At 62.3% G+C, this 14,128-nt stretch carries 18 protein-coding genes and 1 pseudogene; 11 read left to right on the top strand and 8 right to left on the bottom strand.

Translation table 11 applies throughout. The features are described 5' to 3' along the window. Positions 1-1,212, bottom strand: a complete 1,212-nt coding sequence (locus I6E81_RS09055; protein ID WP_197106985.1) for an MFS transporter — start codon at positions 1,210-1,212, stop codon at positions 1-3. An 84-nt stretch (positions 1,213-1,296) separates the two neighbouring features. Next, on the bottom strand, positions 1,297-1,767 hold the full coding sequence (locus I6E81_RS09050) for a hypothetical protein (RefSeq protein ID WP_197106984.1): 471 nt from the start codon (positions 1,765-1,767) through the stop codon (positions 1,297-1,299). Positions 1,768-1,933: 166 nt separating this feature from the next. On the opposite strand from I6E81_RS09050, the gene I6E81_RS09045 reads away from it, so the two are divergent. Then, a complete protein-coding gene (locus tag I6E81_RS09045) occupies positions 1,934-2,506 on the top strand; it encodes a hypothetical protein (RefSeq protein ID WP_197106983.1) in 573 nt (190 codons plus the stop codon). Then, on the top strand, positions 2,494-3,009 hold the full coding sequence (locus I6E81_RS09040) for an RNA polymerase sigma factor (protein WP_197106982.1): 516 nt from the start codon (positions 2,494-2,496) through the stop codon (positions 3,007-3,009). Before I6E81_RS09045 ends, I6E81_RS09040 begins: the two co-directional genes overlap by 13 nt. Here I6E81_RS09040 and I6E81_RS09035 read toward each other — a convergent pair. After that, positions 3,006-3,371, bottom strand: coding sequence for a cupin domain-containing protein (locus tag I6E81_RS09035; protein WP_197106981.1), 366 nt, complete (start codon positions 3,369-3,371; stop codon positions 3,006-3,008). The genes I6E81_RS09040 and I6E81_RS09035 overlap by 4 nt on opposite strands. 425 nt (positions 3,372-3,796) lie before the next feature. On the opposite strand from I6E81_RS09035, the pseudogene I6E81_RS14680 reads away from it, so the two are divergent. Together I6E81_RS14680 and I6E81_RS09030 are read left to right on the top strand one after the other, a co-directional pair. Beyond that, positions 3,797-3,955: pseudogene (locus tag I6E81_RS14680) on the top strand (cell wall-binding repeat-containing protein); the annotation flags it as partial. Next, a complete protein-coding gene (locus tag I6E81_RS09030) occupies positions 3,932-4,282 on the top strand; it encodes a cell wall-binding repeat-containing protein (RefSeq protein WP_368855407.1) in 351 nt (116 codons plus the stop codon). The pseudogene I6E81_RS14680 and the gene I6E81_RS09030, both read left to right, overlap by 24 nt. Here the strand turns inward: I6E81_RS09030 and I6E81_RS09025 are convergent. The 3 genes from I6E81_RS09025 to I6E81_RS09015 all read right to left on the bottom strand — a co-directional run bounded on the left by I6E81_RS09025 (position 4,200) and on the right by I6E81_RS09015 (position 6,441). Next, entirely contained in the window at positions 4,200-5,195 is a 996-nt protein-coding gene (locus I6E81_RS09025) for a hypothetical protein (RefSeq protein WP_197106979.1), read from the bottom strand. The genes I6E81_RS09030 and I6E81_RS09025 overlap by 83 nt on opposite strands. Before the next feature lie 107 nt (positions 5,196-5,302). Further along, positions 5,303-6,046: a hypothetical protein gene (locus I6E81_RS09020; protein ID WP_197106978.1), complete on the bottom strand. Its 744-nt coding sequence runs from the start codon at positions 6,044-6,046 to the stop codon at positions 5,303-5,305. 35 nt (positions 6,047-6,081) lie between these two features. Beyond that, positions 6,082-6,441, bottom strand: a complete 360-nt coding sequence (locus tag I6E81_RS09015; RefSeq protein ID WP_197106977.1) for a PadR family transcriptional regulator — start codon at positions 6,439-6,441, stop codon at positions 6,082-6,084. Between the two features lie 125 nt (positions 6,442-6,566). Here I6E81_RS09015 and I6E81_RS09010 point away from each other — a divergent pair, with 125 nt between their 5' ends. From I6E81_RS09010 to I6E81_RS08990, 5 genes are all read left to right on the top strand, one after another. After that, the gene (locus tag I6E81_RS09010) at positions 6,567-7,478 is read left to right on the top strand and encodes an ABC transporter ATP-binding protein (RefSeq protein ID WP_197106976.1); all 912 of its coding nucleotides are present in this window, start codon (positions 6,567-6,569) and stop codon (positions 7,476-7,478) included. Further along, a complete protein-coding gene (locus I6E81_RS09005) occupies positions 7,475-8,371 on the top strand; it encodes an ABC transporter permease subunit (RefSeq protein ID WP_197106975.1) in 897 nt (298 codons plus the stop codon). Before I6E81_RS09010 ends, I6E81_RS09005 begins: the two co-directional genes overlap by 4 nt. A gap of 142 nt (positions 8,372-8,513) precedes the next feature. Beyond that, positions 8,514-8,825 carry a hypothetical protein gene (locus tag I6E81_RS09000; RefSeq protein WP_231603898.1) on the top strand — a complete coding sequence of 104 codons (312 nt, stop codon included), beginning with the start codon at positions 8,514-8,516 and terminating at the stop codon, positions 8,823-8,825. A gap of 41 nt (positions 8,826-8,866) precedes the next feature. Further along, positions 8,867-9,841, top strand: a complete 975-nt coding sequence (locus I6E81_RS08995; protein ID WP_197106974.1) for a 1-phosphofructokinase family hexose kinase — start codon at positions 8,867-8,869, stop codon at positions 9,839-9,841. 48 nt (positions 9,842-9,889) lie between these two features. Then, on the top strand, positions 9,890-10,285 hold the full coding sequence (locus I6E81_RS08990; protein ID WP_197106973.1) for a GntR family transcriptional regulator: 396 nt from the start codon (positions 9,890-9,892) through the stop codon (positions 10,283-10,285). Positions 10,286-10,349: 64 nt separating this feature from the next. On the opposite strand, the gene I6E81_RS08985 is transcribed toward I6E81_RS08990, so the two are convergent. Then, the gene (locus I6E81_RS08985) at positions 10,350-10,970 is read right to left on the bottom strand and encodes a response regulator transcription factor (RefSeq protein ID WP_197106972.1); all 621 of its coding nucleotides are present in this window, start codon (positions 10,968-10,970) and stop codon (positions 10,350-10,352) included. Further along, complete coding sequence (locus tag I6E81_RS08980; RefSeq protein ID WP_197107228.1) at positions 10,967-12,181, bottom strand: sensor histidine kinase; 1,215 nt, start codon at positions 12,179-12,181, stop codon at positions 10,967-10,969. Before I6E81_RS08980 ends, I6E81_RS08985 begins: the two co-directional genes overlap by 4 nt. 162 nt (positions 12,182-12,343) lie before the next feature. Here I6E81_RS08980 and I6E81_RS08975 point away from each other — a divergent pair, with 162 nt between their 5' ends. Beyond that, positions 12,344-13,417 (top strand): ABC transporter permease, encoded by a 1,074-nt coding sequence (locus I6E81_RS08975; RefSeq protein WP_197106971.1) that lies wholly within the window; start codon positions 12,344-12,346, stop codon positions 13,415-13,417. Beyond that, positions 13,414-14,121, top strand: coding sequence for an ABC transporter ATP-binding protein (locus I6E81_RS08970; protein WP_197106970.1), 708 nt, complete (start codon positions 13,414-13,416; stop codon positions 14,119-14,121). Before I6E81_RS08975 ends, I6E81_RS08970 begins: the two co-directional genes overlap by 4 nt. Positions 14,122-14,128: the final 7 nt, after the last annotated feature.

Here is a 14,128-nt window from a genome sequence, read left to right as displayed (position 1 = left end):
TCATTCTCCGCTCTGATTGTCACCTTTGCGCAGCGGCTTCGCCGCCCCCGCGAGCACGAGCGCCACCACAATCGGCACTCCGATGGCGAGCAGCGCGAACCGGATTCCGACCACATCGCCGAGGAACCCCAGCAGTGGCGGCCCCGACAGAAATGCGACGTAGCCGATGGTGGCAACCACGGAGACTCGGGCCGCAGCACGCTTCGGGTCGTCGGCTGCTGCCGACATCCCCATGGGGAAAGCAAGGGCTGCACCGATCCCCCACAGGGCGACGCCGATCAGGGCGAGCCACAGGGTGGGCGCGAAGACGAACACGGTGAGCCCGATCGCGGCGGCGGCCATGCTCCCGCGCAGCACAGGAACTCGACCAAACGCATCGATTACTTTTCCGCCGAAGAATCGCATTGCGGTCATCGCGAGGACGAAGGTGGCGAACATGAACGCACCATTGGCATTGGTAACGCCGAGTCCATCGACGGCGGCTTTCGCGATCCAGTCGTTGCCGGCGCCTTCTGTGAGTGTTGCGCCGAGCACGACGACACCGATCAGCAGCGTGCGGTGGTCGCGCCACGCGCTTCGCACCTTCGGCGGTGCAGGCTCGCCCTCGGGCCGCTGCGGCTCCGGGATGCGCGGCAGAAAGTACTTCGGAAGCCACTGCGTTGCCGCAAGCACAACGCCAGCGATCACAAGGAGGTGAGCCGGAAGCCCCACACCGATGTTCGCCAGCCCCGCGCCGATGATGGCGCCGACAAACGCACCTCCGCTAAACGCGGCGTGAAGTTGGGGCATGACAGTGCGCCCCAGTTTGTGCTCGACGTCGGCGCCCTCAATGTTGATGGCGACATCCCAGAGCCCAATACCGATGCCAAACACAAACAACGAAATTGCGGTGCCTATCGTCGTTGCCGCCGAGAGGGAACCAGCGATGCCAATCCCGGCGAGTGCAGAAATGAGCCCCGCGAGCCGTACCGAATGCGCGATGCCAAGTTTGCCCGTGACCCAGCCGGCGGTCGGCAGCGCGACAAGTGATCCGACGGCAAGGCAGAGCAGCAGGCTGCCCATCTGCCCAGGCGTGAGACCGAGAGTGTCAGTGACGGCGGGGATGCGCGCCGCCCAGCTGGCAAACACCAGACCATTGATGCCGAACACGATCACAGTTGCAGTGAGTGCGATCCTGAGTTGTGCCGCGGATGCGGTGGTGCTGGTGGTCATAGGGTCAATACTCCCAGTCCCGATCACCAGCTCAGTGCCACCCCAAGAATCGCACTCGTTCTCGCGCGCGACGCGTCATTCGCGCTACTGCGTGTTGAGAGGTGTGGTGACGAGATCGACAGCACCAAAGGGGAACGGGAAGAAGAAGGTGCCCGTGCCGTCCCAGTCGGTGATCGGGATCATCCAGAACCAGATTTGGCTGATGAGTACCGAAGCGACGACGAGAATCGCGATGATCGCGGCGGCACGATCAAGGTAGCGCAGCGCGGACTCAACCGTGTGTGCCCGCCGGAGCACAAAGTTGAGGTTCACAACAACGATCGCGAAGATCGCCAGGAAGATCAAGCCACTTGGTTGCAACGTCAGCGAGATGCAGCTCGGGTCCACCGCGCCTTCTGGGGTCGGGCAGTAGCCCCTGCTGCCGGTGGTGAAGATCGTATAAACCGCTGCGGCGATTCCCGCGGTCAGGATCAGTCGACGGATGCGCGCCACAATCGGTCGCGCCGGCACCATGCTTACGGCATCCGCCATTTCAGACTCCTCGATGCGCGACATGAGACTCCTTTGGTGGCCCGCGGTGATCCCTCTTAGGGTAATCATGAAGTCGAGAAAATGTCGAGCAAATCTGGCGTCTGCGCACAATGACGGCGAGCGGGTTGGACAGTCAGCCACACACCGGACATGTACTGAGTAGGAGCAACCCTACGAATCGGAGAATGTGATGGACAGAACAACCGAATTGCTCGACGCGAGCGCGCCTCGGCGCGAGCTGACCACGCCTGCCATCACTGCGGCGTTGAGCGACGTTGTGGAGTCGTCCACGCTCTCACTGCGGTATCGCCGACCTGCCTTCATTGCGGGAATCTCAGCGCTTCTCATCGGGACCAGTACCGCAGCTGCGGCCGCCGCGGGGCTCTTGTTTCCCGTCCTTCCGCCCTCCCTGTTCGAAACTGGCGAGGGCTACGACCTCTCCTGGAACGTCGTCATCACCACTCACGGGCAAGAGTTCGCGTGCAGCGGCGGGTACACCCTCCAGCCCGTCGAGGATCAACCCGGCTTCGACCAAGAGATCTATGACGACGCAAAACTCTTTCTTCAGACAGAAGACTGGTCAAGCGTGCGCCCCGATCCCGCCTTCATGGACCACGAGACTGTTACCGCCAAGCAGACCGCAGAGATCCTCGCGAGGTCTATCAAGACTCAGGTTATGGCGGCTGTGATCGCTGAGTTCGAGTCGCGCGGCACCCCGTTGCTGGGCATCTCGGGGAAAGGAATTGACGAGTGCACGCTGTAGATACCCGGGCTCGGGATGCGATCCGGCGGCACCAGTCTGCACTCCTCGCCTACTTCACCTACCGCGTAGACAACGTCGAGGATGCCGCAGACCTCTTTTCTGAGACAGCTCTGGTCGCGTGGCGCCGCCGCCGCACAATGCCCGCCCCCGACGAGGAAGCAAAGCGGTGGCTGTACGGAGTCGCCCGCAACACCCTCCTCAACCACCGTCGCGCAGCGCGCCGGCGCGGCAACCTTGTCGAGACCTTGCGCACTGAGCTGATGCGCGCTGACACGATCGCCGTCGCCGAAAGCGTGGATGACGCTCAAGGCGAGGTACGTGCGGCACTCGAAGCTTTGCCTGCCGCCCAATCAGAACTGTTGAAGCTCATCCACTGGGATGGCCTCACGATCGCGGATGCCGCTGCCGTGCTCGAACTCAACGCCTCGACGGCGCGCAGCCGCTACGCAGCGGCTAAAGCGGCCATCGAAGCCGAGCTTTCCGCGAGCGTGCGGATCAGCTAACCCAGCTCGCGGAGCGCCGAAGTACGGTCTCCGCCAGCATCGCCGGTGTTCACAGTGCCGCCGAGTTCGATGATGACGGCGGATACCTCGCACTCAGCCTTCGGGCAATGCTCAACGCCGCGAGGGATCACAAACAGTTCGTTGGGGCTGAGCACAATGTCGCGGTCCCGCAGTTGGATGGTGAGCTGCCCCTCCACCACCAAAAACAGCTCATCTGTTTCAGGGTGGGAATGCCACACGAACTCGCCCTGTAGCTTCACGATTTTCACATCGTGGTCATTGACGCGTGCAACACGGTGCGGCTGCCAGTGCTCAGAGATGCTGGCGAGGGCGGCGGTGAGGCTGGATGCGGTGGCTGACATGCGCCCACCCTAGCGGGGCGATTGGCGAGCGAAAACGAGGCTCTCCTCGATGATCGATATGACGGCATCCACCTCGCTAGTGGTTCGCGGTCCGTAGATCAAGAACTCAGTGCCGAAGTCTTCGTACTGGTGGGGTTGACCCCAGCCCAACTTGGCGAGTTCCTGTCCCCTCTCAGCGGGAAGGCACAGGTGAAGGCTCGTATCGGAGACAGCGCGAAGGTCCGGTGAACTAGCTGAGCCCCATAGTTCAGGTGTCGAGCGTTGGGAAACTCTGCCAACTTCTCCCGGAGCGCAGCCGCCGCATTTACTCCCTATCCGACCGTTTTGTCTACCCCTCGCTCAACGAGTGAGCATGAACAGGTAGACCAGTTTGTCGACCACTAAAAGCCGTCTGCCTCTCGGCATCGCCGAGAAACGGAAGCGACTTCCCCGATGCGCTCACAGCAACCCCTGCTTCCGCCAACTTTGGCGGCCCAGTCGTGCTGATTCCTGGCAACGCGAGCAAGGTTGACGCGGCAACAGTAACGCTGTTGAAGTCTCTGGGAGTGACCTCGGTGAAGATCGCCGGCGGGAGTGGCGCTGTCTCTAGCGCCATCCTGACCAACCTGAAGACGAACTTCTCGACCGTCAAGCGCAACAGTGGTTCCGAACGCTACGCGACCGCGGTTGCAATCAATGCCAACGAGTTCTCATCAGCGAGCACCGTCTATCTCGCTACAGGCTCCGGGTTTGCGGATGCTCTCGCCGGTGCCGCTCTCGCAGGATCACAAAAGGGAGTGTGGTCCGCACCAGTGCGGGTCACGCTCCCTTTGCTCGCGCAGAGCGCGGTTAACCGAGCTGCCGCCACTGCCCTGTCTGCTCGTCTCGCATCCACGAGGCGTCAGAACCCGGATGCGTCACAACATCGGTGAACCAGTAAGTTTCGTCGGGATTCCACCCGGCAATGACACTCGCGAAGCCGTCGTCGAGCGGGATAGCGACTCCGGCAGCAGAGAGATAGGCCGCGAGAGTAAGGTGCACCGCATCGAAATCGTCGGCGACTCGCGACCAGTCAGGCATCATCCATTTTCCGCTACGGCCTGTGGTGCGGTACCAGTCGTGGCGCCAGGTAGCGGTGATCTCGAGCGGATACCGCCGGCAAAGTTCGGCCCACGACTCTGCAGCAACAATTTCGAACACACGCGGAGTGCCTTCGTAGGACACCGCGTGAATATCCGCTGGTTCTTCGTCAGAGCGATCTTCGACCAGCCAGAGCCCGACCGGGCCTAGACCGGGCAGCGCCCGCGTTGTCGTGGTAAGCCCGAACGGTGGCCGCGACCACCAGCCACCCGAATCATCAGCGGTGGGATCTGCCGGGCGATCTCGAAAATTGACCGCCCACTGCTGCGGCGCCACGGGGTCACTCCACCACTCGGTCGTCGGCGACGTCACGATGTGCTCCGCGACGCGCATCAGCGAACGCTCGAGTCGGGCATCCGCTAAAAGTTCGTCTCTGCCATCGGGTTCTTGCCAATAGCGTGCGCTATCCACAGAAGCGGCGCAGGCTTCAAGAGCATCAGGGATACCGATCGACGTCAGAGGGATCCTGTCGAGGGCCTCGGCAATGTCCTCGACACTGGGCTCGGGAAGCGGATTGGGAAGGCCCCAGCCGAAGATAGCTCCCCCTTGCCCTCGCGCTTTCTCTCGATGATGGGCGGCATAGACAAGAAGGTATCCGAGCGATGCCGCTGCCGGGATTGACTGATGAGGGTCGTGCTGAGCCACAGCAACGCAAAGACGACGGCCGCGCGGTCCAGACAGAAGCGTGCGAGCATCCAAAGGCATGACGTCAGCCTAAATCTCGAAGCCCGCAGAATGAAGCTTTACTCGGCAACGAAATTCGTGCTCTCGGCAGTGAGAGCGCCCGCGCGGCACGCGTTCCGTTGCGCGACTCACTCCGGTCGCGGCCATGCGCGCCCAGTGCGAATTCTCGGCCACATGAGAATGAGCGCTCCGACAAAAGCGGCACCCGCGACTTGAATTTTTAGATAGCTCGACCAGTCGTAGAGAACGTATTCCAAGGGAGGCAGGCGCAGTATTGCCAACGCGAAGAAGCCGATAGCGACCAGGAAGAGTGCACCGCCCGCTCGAACGAGGTCAGCCTTCGAACGTAAAGGTGACGCCGCAATCAAGCCGAATCCCGCGAAAATAGCGATGGCAAGAAGACTCGGACCAAGCCACGAAAATGTGGCTGACAACACCCCAATAACTATCACTGAAGCAACGCTGAACAATGCCACCAGGCGCGCGCTCTTGACTCGCCCACACAGGGCGAGCACGAACGCACTGACCAACATGACGCTGACAATCACCATCGGGTTAGAGAACGGGCCAAACGTGCCTACAAAGTCAAGGCCAGGCGACCATGTGATTACAGCCGCGTACCAGAGCGCGAATACTGTGGCCGCGATAAAGGCTGTGAGGTTGAAGCGGTTGAGTCGTTCCGGCGCGATCACTCGCTCATAGAGACCACCAACCACTAGCGCGCTTCGATCTGCGGTGCTCGGTGACGTTCGGCCCGCAGCATCGTCGGCATCGAGCAGCGTGGCGACAACGGCTTCGCCATTTCTGGCGCGCCACACTGCGGGATACCAGCGGATGAGTTTGCGGTAGCGGGAGGTTCTTTCGTCATTCATAAGATTTCCTTGGGGATGGGACGGGCGTCGGTGCTTTACGTCGCGCTCTGGAGGCGCGCGGTGGCTGGCCTCGTGGCGCGGTGCTTGTCTAAGCGGGCGCGGGCTTGACGCGCATTGGCTTCAAGTCGATTCACTTCACTTTCGAGCCGCGCCGCACCTTCATCGGTGATCCGGAAGTACCGGCGCAACCGCCCATCGACAACTTCGTCTCCGTCCAGAATCACCCAGCCCTGGCTCCCCAGCCGATCGAGCGAGGCATACAGAGTCGCGACCTTCAGGTTGACTCTGCCCTCAGACAGGATGCGCGCCTCTTCGATCAGCGCGTAGCCGTGTCGGCGCCCACCCATCAGAACGGTCAACACCCAGAACGTCGGCTCTCGCATTTCAGTTGCCATTCCCACAAGATACTCTTGTAACTGGAATATAGCAACGGCAGGTGCATCGGAATCTCCCTCGCGAGGTCCGCAAAGTCATCCTTACGGCGGACCCCGCCACGCGAGCGCGCTCGTACACTTAAGACATGATTGAAATTCAAGGACTAACCAAGAGGTATGGCGCCAAAACCGCCGTCGACAACATCACCGCGACCATCCGTCCCGGTCTCGTTACCGGCTTCCTCGGCCCGAACGGCGCCGGCAAGTCCACCACTATGCGCACCATCATCGGCCTCGATCGCCCCGATTCTGGCTCGGTTACCGTGAACGGCAAAAAGTACGCCCAACACCACAACCCCATGCACGAAGTGGGTGCGCTGCTCGACGCGAAAGCAATCCACACCGGGCGCACCGCCTACAACCACCTCCTCGCCATGGCCGCCACCCACGGCATCGGCAAAGCACGCGTGCACGAAGTCATTGCGATGACCGGCCTCGAATCTGTCGCCAAGAAGCGTGTCGGCGGCTTCTCGCTCGGCATGGGCCAACGCCTCGGGATCGCCGCAGCGCTCCTCGGTGATCCCCAAACCCTGATCCTCGATGAGCCAGTAAACGGCCTCGACCCCGAAGGCGTCATGTGGGTGCGCAAGCTCACGAGACAACTCGCCTCAGAGGGCCGCACAATCTTCCTCTCCTCTCACCTCATGAGCGAGATGTCTCTCACCGCAGACCACCTCATCGTGCTCGGGCGCGGCCGCATCATTGCGGATGCCCCCGTCGGCGAGATTTTGGCACTAGCAACCGGAACCGCAGTGCGGGTTCGCACACCGCAGGCCGCTGATCTCGCCAACCGCCTCGCTAGCGGCGACGTAACCGTCACCAGTGTGGAGGGTGACCTTCTGACCATCGCCGGTCTGGCATCCGCCCAGATTGGTGAGGTCGCAGCACAAGCGGGCATCGTGCTTCACGAACTAACCCCACTGTCCGCCTCGCTAGAAGATGCCTACCTAGAACTCACGCAAGACGACGTCGAATACCACTCGGAGGTTTCCCGATGACCAACTCCACCCTTGAATCTCCAGCTTCGTCGACGAGTCACCGCGCAACACGCTTGACCTTCCCCCGCGTCGTTCGCTCTGAGTGGATCAAGCTGCGCACCCTGCGCTCGACCGTGTGGTCGTTCGCGATCATCGTGCTCCTCACGGTCGCTTTCGGCCTTATGTTTGCGGTCACCCTCGACACATCTGGGGGCGCGGCCGGCGACGTTACCGTTGATGCCGAAACGCAGAAATCGTTCACCGTGATCTCGGCAACACTCGGTGTGACCTTCACGCAACTGGTGGCTGCCGTGCTTGGCGTGCTCATCATTAGCGGCGAATACACGACGGGCATGATCCGTTCTACCTTCGCTGCAGTCCCCACTCGCTTGCCCGCCCTTTTCGCCAAGGCACTAGTTCTGGCAGTAGCGACCTTTGTGGTCAGCCTCGTGTCGATTGTGGCGACCGCGCTTCTGACCGCGCCGATACTCGCCGGTCAAGGCATTGAAGGGCAGCTGTTGGAAGGCGAGGTCATGCGCGCGCTCGTGGGCGGAGCCGGCTACCTCACACTTGTTGCCTTGTTAGCGTTCGGTTTCGGCGCAATTTTGCGCAATAGCGCCGGTGGCATTGCGACCGTGCTCGGATTGATCCTTGTCGTTCCCACGGTTCTCGGGATCCTCGCCGCGATAACCCAAGCAGTCTGGGCCCAGAACGTTTCGGCATTTTTGCCGTCCACTGCTGGGGCACTGATGTTTGCCACCGGCGATGGATCCGCCGCGGGCGGCCCGCCCCTCGGAGGGATCGCCGACGAAGTACTCACCCTCGATCCGACCCAGGGCTTCCTCGTGCTGCTCGCCTGGGTTGTTGTACTGCTTATCGCCGCATCCGCGCTCATCAAGCGTCGCGACGCCTAGACGTTTCGACGGAGCAGAAGTTCGCCCGTCTCCTTCAGCCACACCGCTACCTCGGCTGAAGGAGGCGGGCGTTTGCCTTGCCCACTGCAGTTTGCCCGCCCCACCCCTTACGCTCGTCGAGACCCGTGGCTACGCTGAAGTTATGAGCGAACACGAGCACACGAAAGGCGAAGACGAGACGTCTGCCCCTGGAGGCTACGTCGGATTCATCGATTGGCTGAACGAAAAACTGTTCCCAATTTTGGGCACACCCGATCTGGGTCCCTACGAGGCCGTCGTCGAAAAGGTGGCTGATGCAGTCTGTCCCGTGTGTGGAAGGCCGATATCTGAACACTTCATCGACCATTCCACACCGAACACAATTCTCAATTGCCCTATTGCGCACAAACCGGAGCCGGTGGATAACTCACCGCTGAATGAACTCGGCATGGACATCCCTTCCACCGAGAGCTAAACCGTTCGATGGGGCGGTAACAACGCCATAAAGTGGGGATCATGGCATCCGCTACTCCCCCGCTGTCCACGACAGGACGGCCCATCGTGACCCTGACGATCAACCCTGCGCTCGACATCAGCACGTCGACTCCGCGGGTGATCAAGGATCACAAGATGCGCTGCGGCCCCAGCCGGATCGACCCTGGCGGAGGCGGCGTGAATGTGGCACGCACCATCCACAAACTCGGCGGAGACGCGCTTGCGATCTACGCTGCGGGAGGACTCACGGGAGCCACCTATCAACAATTGCTCGAAGCGGAAGGTGTTCCCAGCCTTGCAGTACCCATAGCGGGCACGACTCGAGAGAGCTTCACCGTTGACGAAAATGATTCGGAGCAACAGTTTCGGTTCGTGTTGCAGGGGCCAGAGTTTTCGCAAGCCGAGTGGGAACGTGGCCTTGCAACGCTAGAAACAGCGATCATTCCCGGTGGCTATGTTGTGGCCAGTGGCAGCCTGCCACCCGGCGTGCCCACCGATTTCTACGCCCAAGTGGCTCGGTTAGCGCACCAGAAGGGTGCACGCTCGATCATCGATACCTCTGGCGAAGCGCTCAAGGATGCCCTTACCGAAGGCGTCTACCTCGTGAAGCCGAGCTTGCGCGAACTGAGCGAACTTGTCGGCCGAGAACTCACCACCGAACAGAGTGAAGTGGATGCCGCCGCCGAGCTAGTCGCTCGCGGCTCCGCCCAACTCGTTGCTCTCACTCTGGGCGAAGCAGGCGCTGTGCTCGCCTCGGCTGCTGGCGTCATCCGTTTGCCCGTGCCTCAGGTGCAAGTGCAGAGTGCCGTTGGTGCGGGCGATGCGTTTCTTGGAGCCTTCGTGTGGCGACTGTCGCAGGGGCGCGATCCGGAGGCTGCGTTTCGTTCCGCCGTTGCGGCAGGCAGCGCAACGGCAGCGAAGCCAGCAACCGAGATGTGTGCCCTCGCCGAGGTGGAGGCCCTCGAAAAGCTCCTCCCCGAGGCCACGCGTTACTAGTTGTGAATAGCCCCGGTTACCGCCAAACCCTGTGTGAGAGAATCAACCATGGCTGAATCGTGGCGTCGCACACCGACCGAAAGTCCTGTCACTTTTGAGATCGACACCGCAGCATCCATTCCTCCGTTTGAGCAGATCAAAGCTCAGGCGATCGCCCAGATCACGAGCGGCGAGCTTCTGGCCGGCACCAAGCTAGCCACGGTGCGGCAGCTTGCCACCGACCTGGGCATCGCGCCCAACACTGTGGCGCGGGCCTACCGCGAACTCGAAGCCGACGGCTTTCTGCACTCGCGCGGCCGCAACGGCACCGTCGTAAAAGCCCAGCCTGGCGATGCCGCAGCGCTTCTCCAACTTGAGGCCAGGGCCTACGCTAACCGCGCAGCCGAGCTCGGCATCAGCGCCGACGAAGCGCAACGCTTCGTCGCTATCGCCCTCAAGGGCTAGTCGGCCAGACCTACCGCAGCACGTCGAGCTGGCGCAGCAGGCCGAACTGGCGCAACAGCTCGAACTACCGCAGCACCCCAAGTTCGCGCGCCTTCGACACCGCAGCGGTGCGCGACGACACATTCAGCTTCGAAAAAATGTGCACCAGGTGCGACTTCACTGTCGTTTGCGAGACAAAGATTTCTCCGGCAATCACCGCATTCGACATTCCGGCGGCGACGCGCTCCAGCACCTCGATCTCGCGCTTGCTCAGGCTCACTTGCGGAGCCCGCATCCGGTCGAGCAATCGGCCAGCGATCACGGGAGCCAAAGCGCTCTCGCCCGCAGCCGCAGCACGAACGGCCGCAATCAACTCATGCGGCGGGGCGTCCTTGAGCAGGTAGCCACTAGCGCCGGCCTCTACGGCCCCCAGAATGTCGCCATCGGTGTCGTAGTTGGTGAGAACCAACACGTACGGGGCAGCATCGAGCGCGCGGATGCGGCGCGTGACATCCGCGCCTGACTCCAGTTCGCCGAACTGTAGATCCATCAAAATCACGCTCGGGTTCGCCGACTGCACGAGCGCAAAAGCCTCATCGGGAGTTGCCGCTTCCCCCACAACCGTGAGGTCGGTTTCGTGTTCGAGCAAGGCACGCAAGCCGGCGCGGACGACTGGATGATCGTCAGCAATCGCCACGCGGATCATGCCGTCTCCCCCGCCGTTGGGCTTAGCAGCAGCTCGACCGTCACCGTGGTGCCAGCGCCGGGGCTCGACTCCACCGTCAACGTGCCACCCAGCTGTTCGACCCGTTCCCGGGTTGCCGTCAGTCCGAAAGAATCAGTGAACCCTCGAGCCGATGCTGCCTCCGCGCGTTCGGGATCGAAGCCGCGGCCGTTGTCGGCGATCGTGAGCCGAACATCCGAATCATCGCGTTCGATCGAGATCGTGGCCTGTGTCGCCTCCGAGTGCTGCACGACATTCGCCATCGCCCCCTGAGCAATCCGCAACAGCGCGGTCTGCACGGGCATCGGCAGGTCAAGAGCATCCGCCACCCGCACCCGGATCTCACGCTCGGGGGTCTGCCACTGGGTTTCAGCCAGCCGACGCAAAGCCGCGCCCATCCCCTGCTCCACGAGGGCTGCCGGGGCAAGCTCGCGAATGAAGTTGCGGGTGTCGGCCAAGTTGGCGGCGGCCGTCTCGCGGGCAAGCCGCACGTGCTCAAGTCCCGCAGCATTCGGGTCAGCACGTTCAGCAGCGTGCAGCAGCATCTGGATGCTCGACAACCCCTGCGCGACGGTGTCATGAATCTCGCGCGCAAGTCTTGCTCGCTCCGCCAGCACCCCGGATTCACGCTCGGTCTGCGCCAACTGATCCCGCGTCTCGAGGAGTTGCTTCACCAACAGTTCGCGTTCCGCAGCCTCGGCCGCGAGTGATTTGTAGCCAAGACCGATCACGATCGCAACGCCCGCTCCGACGAGCGGCCCGACGACTCCGCCAACAGTCCATTCGCTGTGCAGGCCGAGCGCCGCGATGGCGAGCAACGTGGAACCCAACACCGCGAGGGTGCGCCAGCCGCGAGGCAACAAGTGCAGATAGAGAAAGAACAGGGGGAACACCAGGTAGGCGGCATCCAGACTCAACCACATCAGCACGAGCCACTCTGCCGACAACACCAGCGCCCACAGGTAGGCCGTCACCGACTGCGCGCTCGCCCCCGAACTCATCGCGTGTCTCGCCAGATAGCCGCCGAAACCATAGGTGATGAGCAGCAGCGCCGCGAGCGAAACCACCGCTACTGCGTTCGGGTTGCCGTCGACGAATGCCCGCACAACAACAAGCACAGTCAAAGCAACAAAGAGGATGTGCAAACTGGTGCGCAACCCCACAAAAACGGGGGTCAACGCAGTGTGGTTCATCATTCGACCCTACTGCCGTGCACGACTGCTTCTATCCATCGAAAGGATGATTGTGCCCTCCGCACTACGCGTCACGAAAGGTACTCTCCCGGCCGATGTATCGCCGACACAAACAGAGCACTCTGGTTACTGTCGCATTCGTCGACGCCGAAAGGACTCCCCATGTTTGTTGCCTGGCGCGATCTGCGCTTCGCCCGCGGACGATTCGTGCTCATTGGCACCGTCGTCGCCCTCATCACTTTGCTCGTGGGGTTCCTGAGCGGCCTCACCGGTGGGCTCGCTGCCCAGAACATTTCGGGGGTGTTGTCACTGCCCGCCGACCAACTCGTCTTCGCGACCCCGAGCAGCAAGGGTGCCGATGAGGCAAGCTTCTCTGACTCCAACGTCACCGAGAAGCAGGCAAACATCTGGGCTGCGGCGGACGGTGTCGAATCGGCCAACCCGATCGGCGTCTCTCAGACGAAGGCAGAATCGCCCGAGTCCAGCACGGCCATCGCCATCTTCGGCGTTGTCGCCGACTTCGACGAGACCGCCCCGAGCGGCGACGGCAAGGTCGGTCTCTCAGAGGATGCCGCCACCGGCCTCGACGTCACCACCGGTGACACCATCACCATCGCCGGCACCGACTACACGGTCGAAAAGGTCAGCGGTAACTGGTGGTACAACCACACCCCCGTCGTGCAGATGACTCTCGAAGACTGGCAGGGCTACTCCGCTACGACCGGCAACCCCGACGCGTATGCGACCGCCATTGCGGTCAACGGCGACGCTGACTGGGATGCCATAAACACCGAGGCCGACACCCTCAGCAACTCGGTGCTGTTGTCGCTCACCGCGGTCAGCTCGTTCCGCTCGGAGATCGGTTCGCTGCTACTCATGGTCGCGATGCTGTTCGGAATCTCTGCCCTCGTCATCGGTGCGTTCTTCACCGTGTGGACGATGCAGCGCAAGGCAGACATCGCCGTGCTGAAGGCGCTCGGAGCATCCACTCCGTCACTCGTTCGCGACGCGCTCGGCCAAGCCCTCATCGTGCTGCTGATCGGCGTCGGCATCGGCATCGGAGTGACCGCCATCCTCGGGGCCCTCATGGGCGACGCTTTGCCCTTCATCCTGAGCCCCCTCACCACCCTGTTGCCGGGCGTCATCATGATTGTGCTCGGCCTTGCCGGTGCTGCATTCGCGCTTCGCTCCGTCACCACGGCCGACCCCCTCACCGCCCTTGGGAGCACCCGATGATTCAGCTCAACAACGTCACGCTCACCTTCCCCGACGGCGACGGCCGCGTCACCGCGGTCGACCACGTCACCCTCAGCGCACGCCCCGGCACCGTCACCGGCATCACCGGGCCAAGCGGCTCTGGCAAGTCGAGCCTGCTCGCCGTTGCTGCCACCCTCATCCGTCCCGACTCCGGTCAGGTCATGATCGATGACGTGGATGCCGCCCAACTGTCGGCCACCGAGGCGACGGTGTTGCGTCGCGACGCCATCGGCATTGTCTTTCAGCAGGCCAATCTCTTGCCGTCGCTGACCGCGCTCGAACAGCTCGCGGTCATGAACGAATTGGGTGCGCCGCACAGCCGCGGCCGTCGTGCCGCTGTGCGCACGCACGCTACCGAGCTGCTTGAATCGGTGGGGCTTGGCGACCAGATGCACAAGCGCCCGCACCAGTTGTCGGGCGGTCAGCGTCAACGCATCAACATCGCACGCGCTCTCATGAACGACCCGAAGGTACTACTCGTCGACGAACCCACGAGCGCACTCGACCAGGAGCGCGGTGCGAGCATCATCGACCTCATCCTGCGCCTTACTGACGAACGCAACACGTCAACGCTGCTCGTCACCCACGACCTCGTTCACTTGCCGCGGATGCACGCCGTCATGAACATGGTCGATGGTGCTCTCACCACAGTGCGCAGCGAAGAACTCGCAGCCACGCACTAGCAACCAC

Source organism: Salinibacterium sp. NG22 (assembly GCF_015864925.1).
Classification (GTDB): domain Bacteria; phylum Actinomycetota; class Actinomycetes; order Actinomycetales; family Microbacteriaceae; genus Rhodoglobus.
This window is presented reverse-complemented; position numbering and strand designations above follow the sequence as displayed.

Bases quoted from the DNA above. Each gene is read 5' to 3' on its own strand.
- I6E81_RS09055 (WP_197106985.1), bottom strand. From the start codon at position 1,212: ATGACCACCAGCACCACCGCATCCGCGGCACAACTCAGGATCGCACTC.
- I6E81_RS09050 (WP_197106984.1), bottom strand. From the start codon at position 1,767: ATGTCGCGCATCGAGGAGTCTGAAATGGCGGATGCCGTAAGCATGGTG.
- I6E81_RS09045 (WP_197106983.1), top strand. From the start codon at position 1,934: ATGGACAGAACAACCGAATTGCTCGACGCGAGCGCGCCTCGGCGCGAG.
- I6E81_RS09035 (WP_197106981.1), bottom strand. From the start codon at position 3,371: ATGTCAGCCACCGCATCCAGCCTCACCGCCGCCCTCGCCAGCATCTCT.
- I6E81_RS09025 (WP_197106979.1), bottom strand. From the start codon at position 5,195: ATGCCTTTGGATGCTCGCACGCTTCTGTCTGGACCGCGCGGCCGTCGT.
- I6E81_RS09020 (WP_197106978.1), bottom strand. From the start codon at position 6,046: ATGAATGACGAAAGAACCTCCCGCTACCGCAAACTCATCCGCTGGTAT.
- I6E81_RS09015 (WP_197106977.1), bottom strand. From the start codon at position 6,441: ATGGCAACTGAAATGCGAGAGCCGACGTTCTGGGTGTTGACCGTTCTG.
- I6E81_RS09010 (WP_197106976.1), top strand. From the start codon at position 6,567: ATGATTGAAATTCAAGGACTAACCAAGAGGTATGGCGCCAAAACCGCC.
- I6E81_RS09005 (WP_197106975.1), top strand. From the start codon at position 7,475: ATGACCAACTCCACCCTTGAATCTCCAGCTTCGTCGACGAGTCACCGC.
- I6E81_RS09000 (WP_231603898.1), top strand. From the start codon at position 8,514: ATGAGCGAACACGAGCACACGAAAGGCGAAGACGAGACGTCTGCCCCT.
- I6E81_RS08995 (WP_197106974.1), top strand. From the start codon at position 8,867: ATGGCATCCGCTACTCCCCCGCTGTCCACGACAGGACGGCCCATCGTG.
- I6E81_RS08990 (WP_197106973.1), top strand. From the start codon at position 9,890: ATGGCTGAATCGTGGCGTCGCACACCGACCGAAAGTCCTGTCACTTTT.
- I6E81_RS08985 (WP_197106972.1), bottom strand. From the start codon at position 10,970: ATGATCCGCGTGGCGATTGCTGACGATCATCCAGTCGTCCGCGCCGGC.
- I6E81_RS08980 (WP_197107228.1), bottom strand. From the start codon at position 12,181: ATGAACCACACTGCGTTGACCCCCGTTTTTGTGGGGTTGCGCACCAGT.
- I6E81_RS08975 (WP_197106971.1), top strand. From the start codon at position 12,344: ATGTTTGTTGCCTGGCGCGATCTGCGCTTCGCCCGCGGACGATTCGTG.
- I6E81_RS08970 (WP_197106970.1), top strand. From the start codon at position 13,414: ATGATTCAGCTCAACAACGTCACGCTCACCTTCCCCGACGGCGACGGC.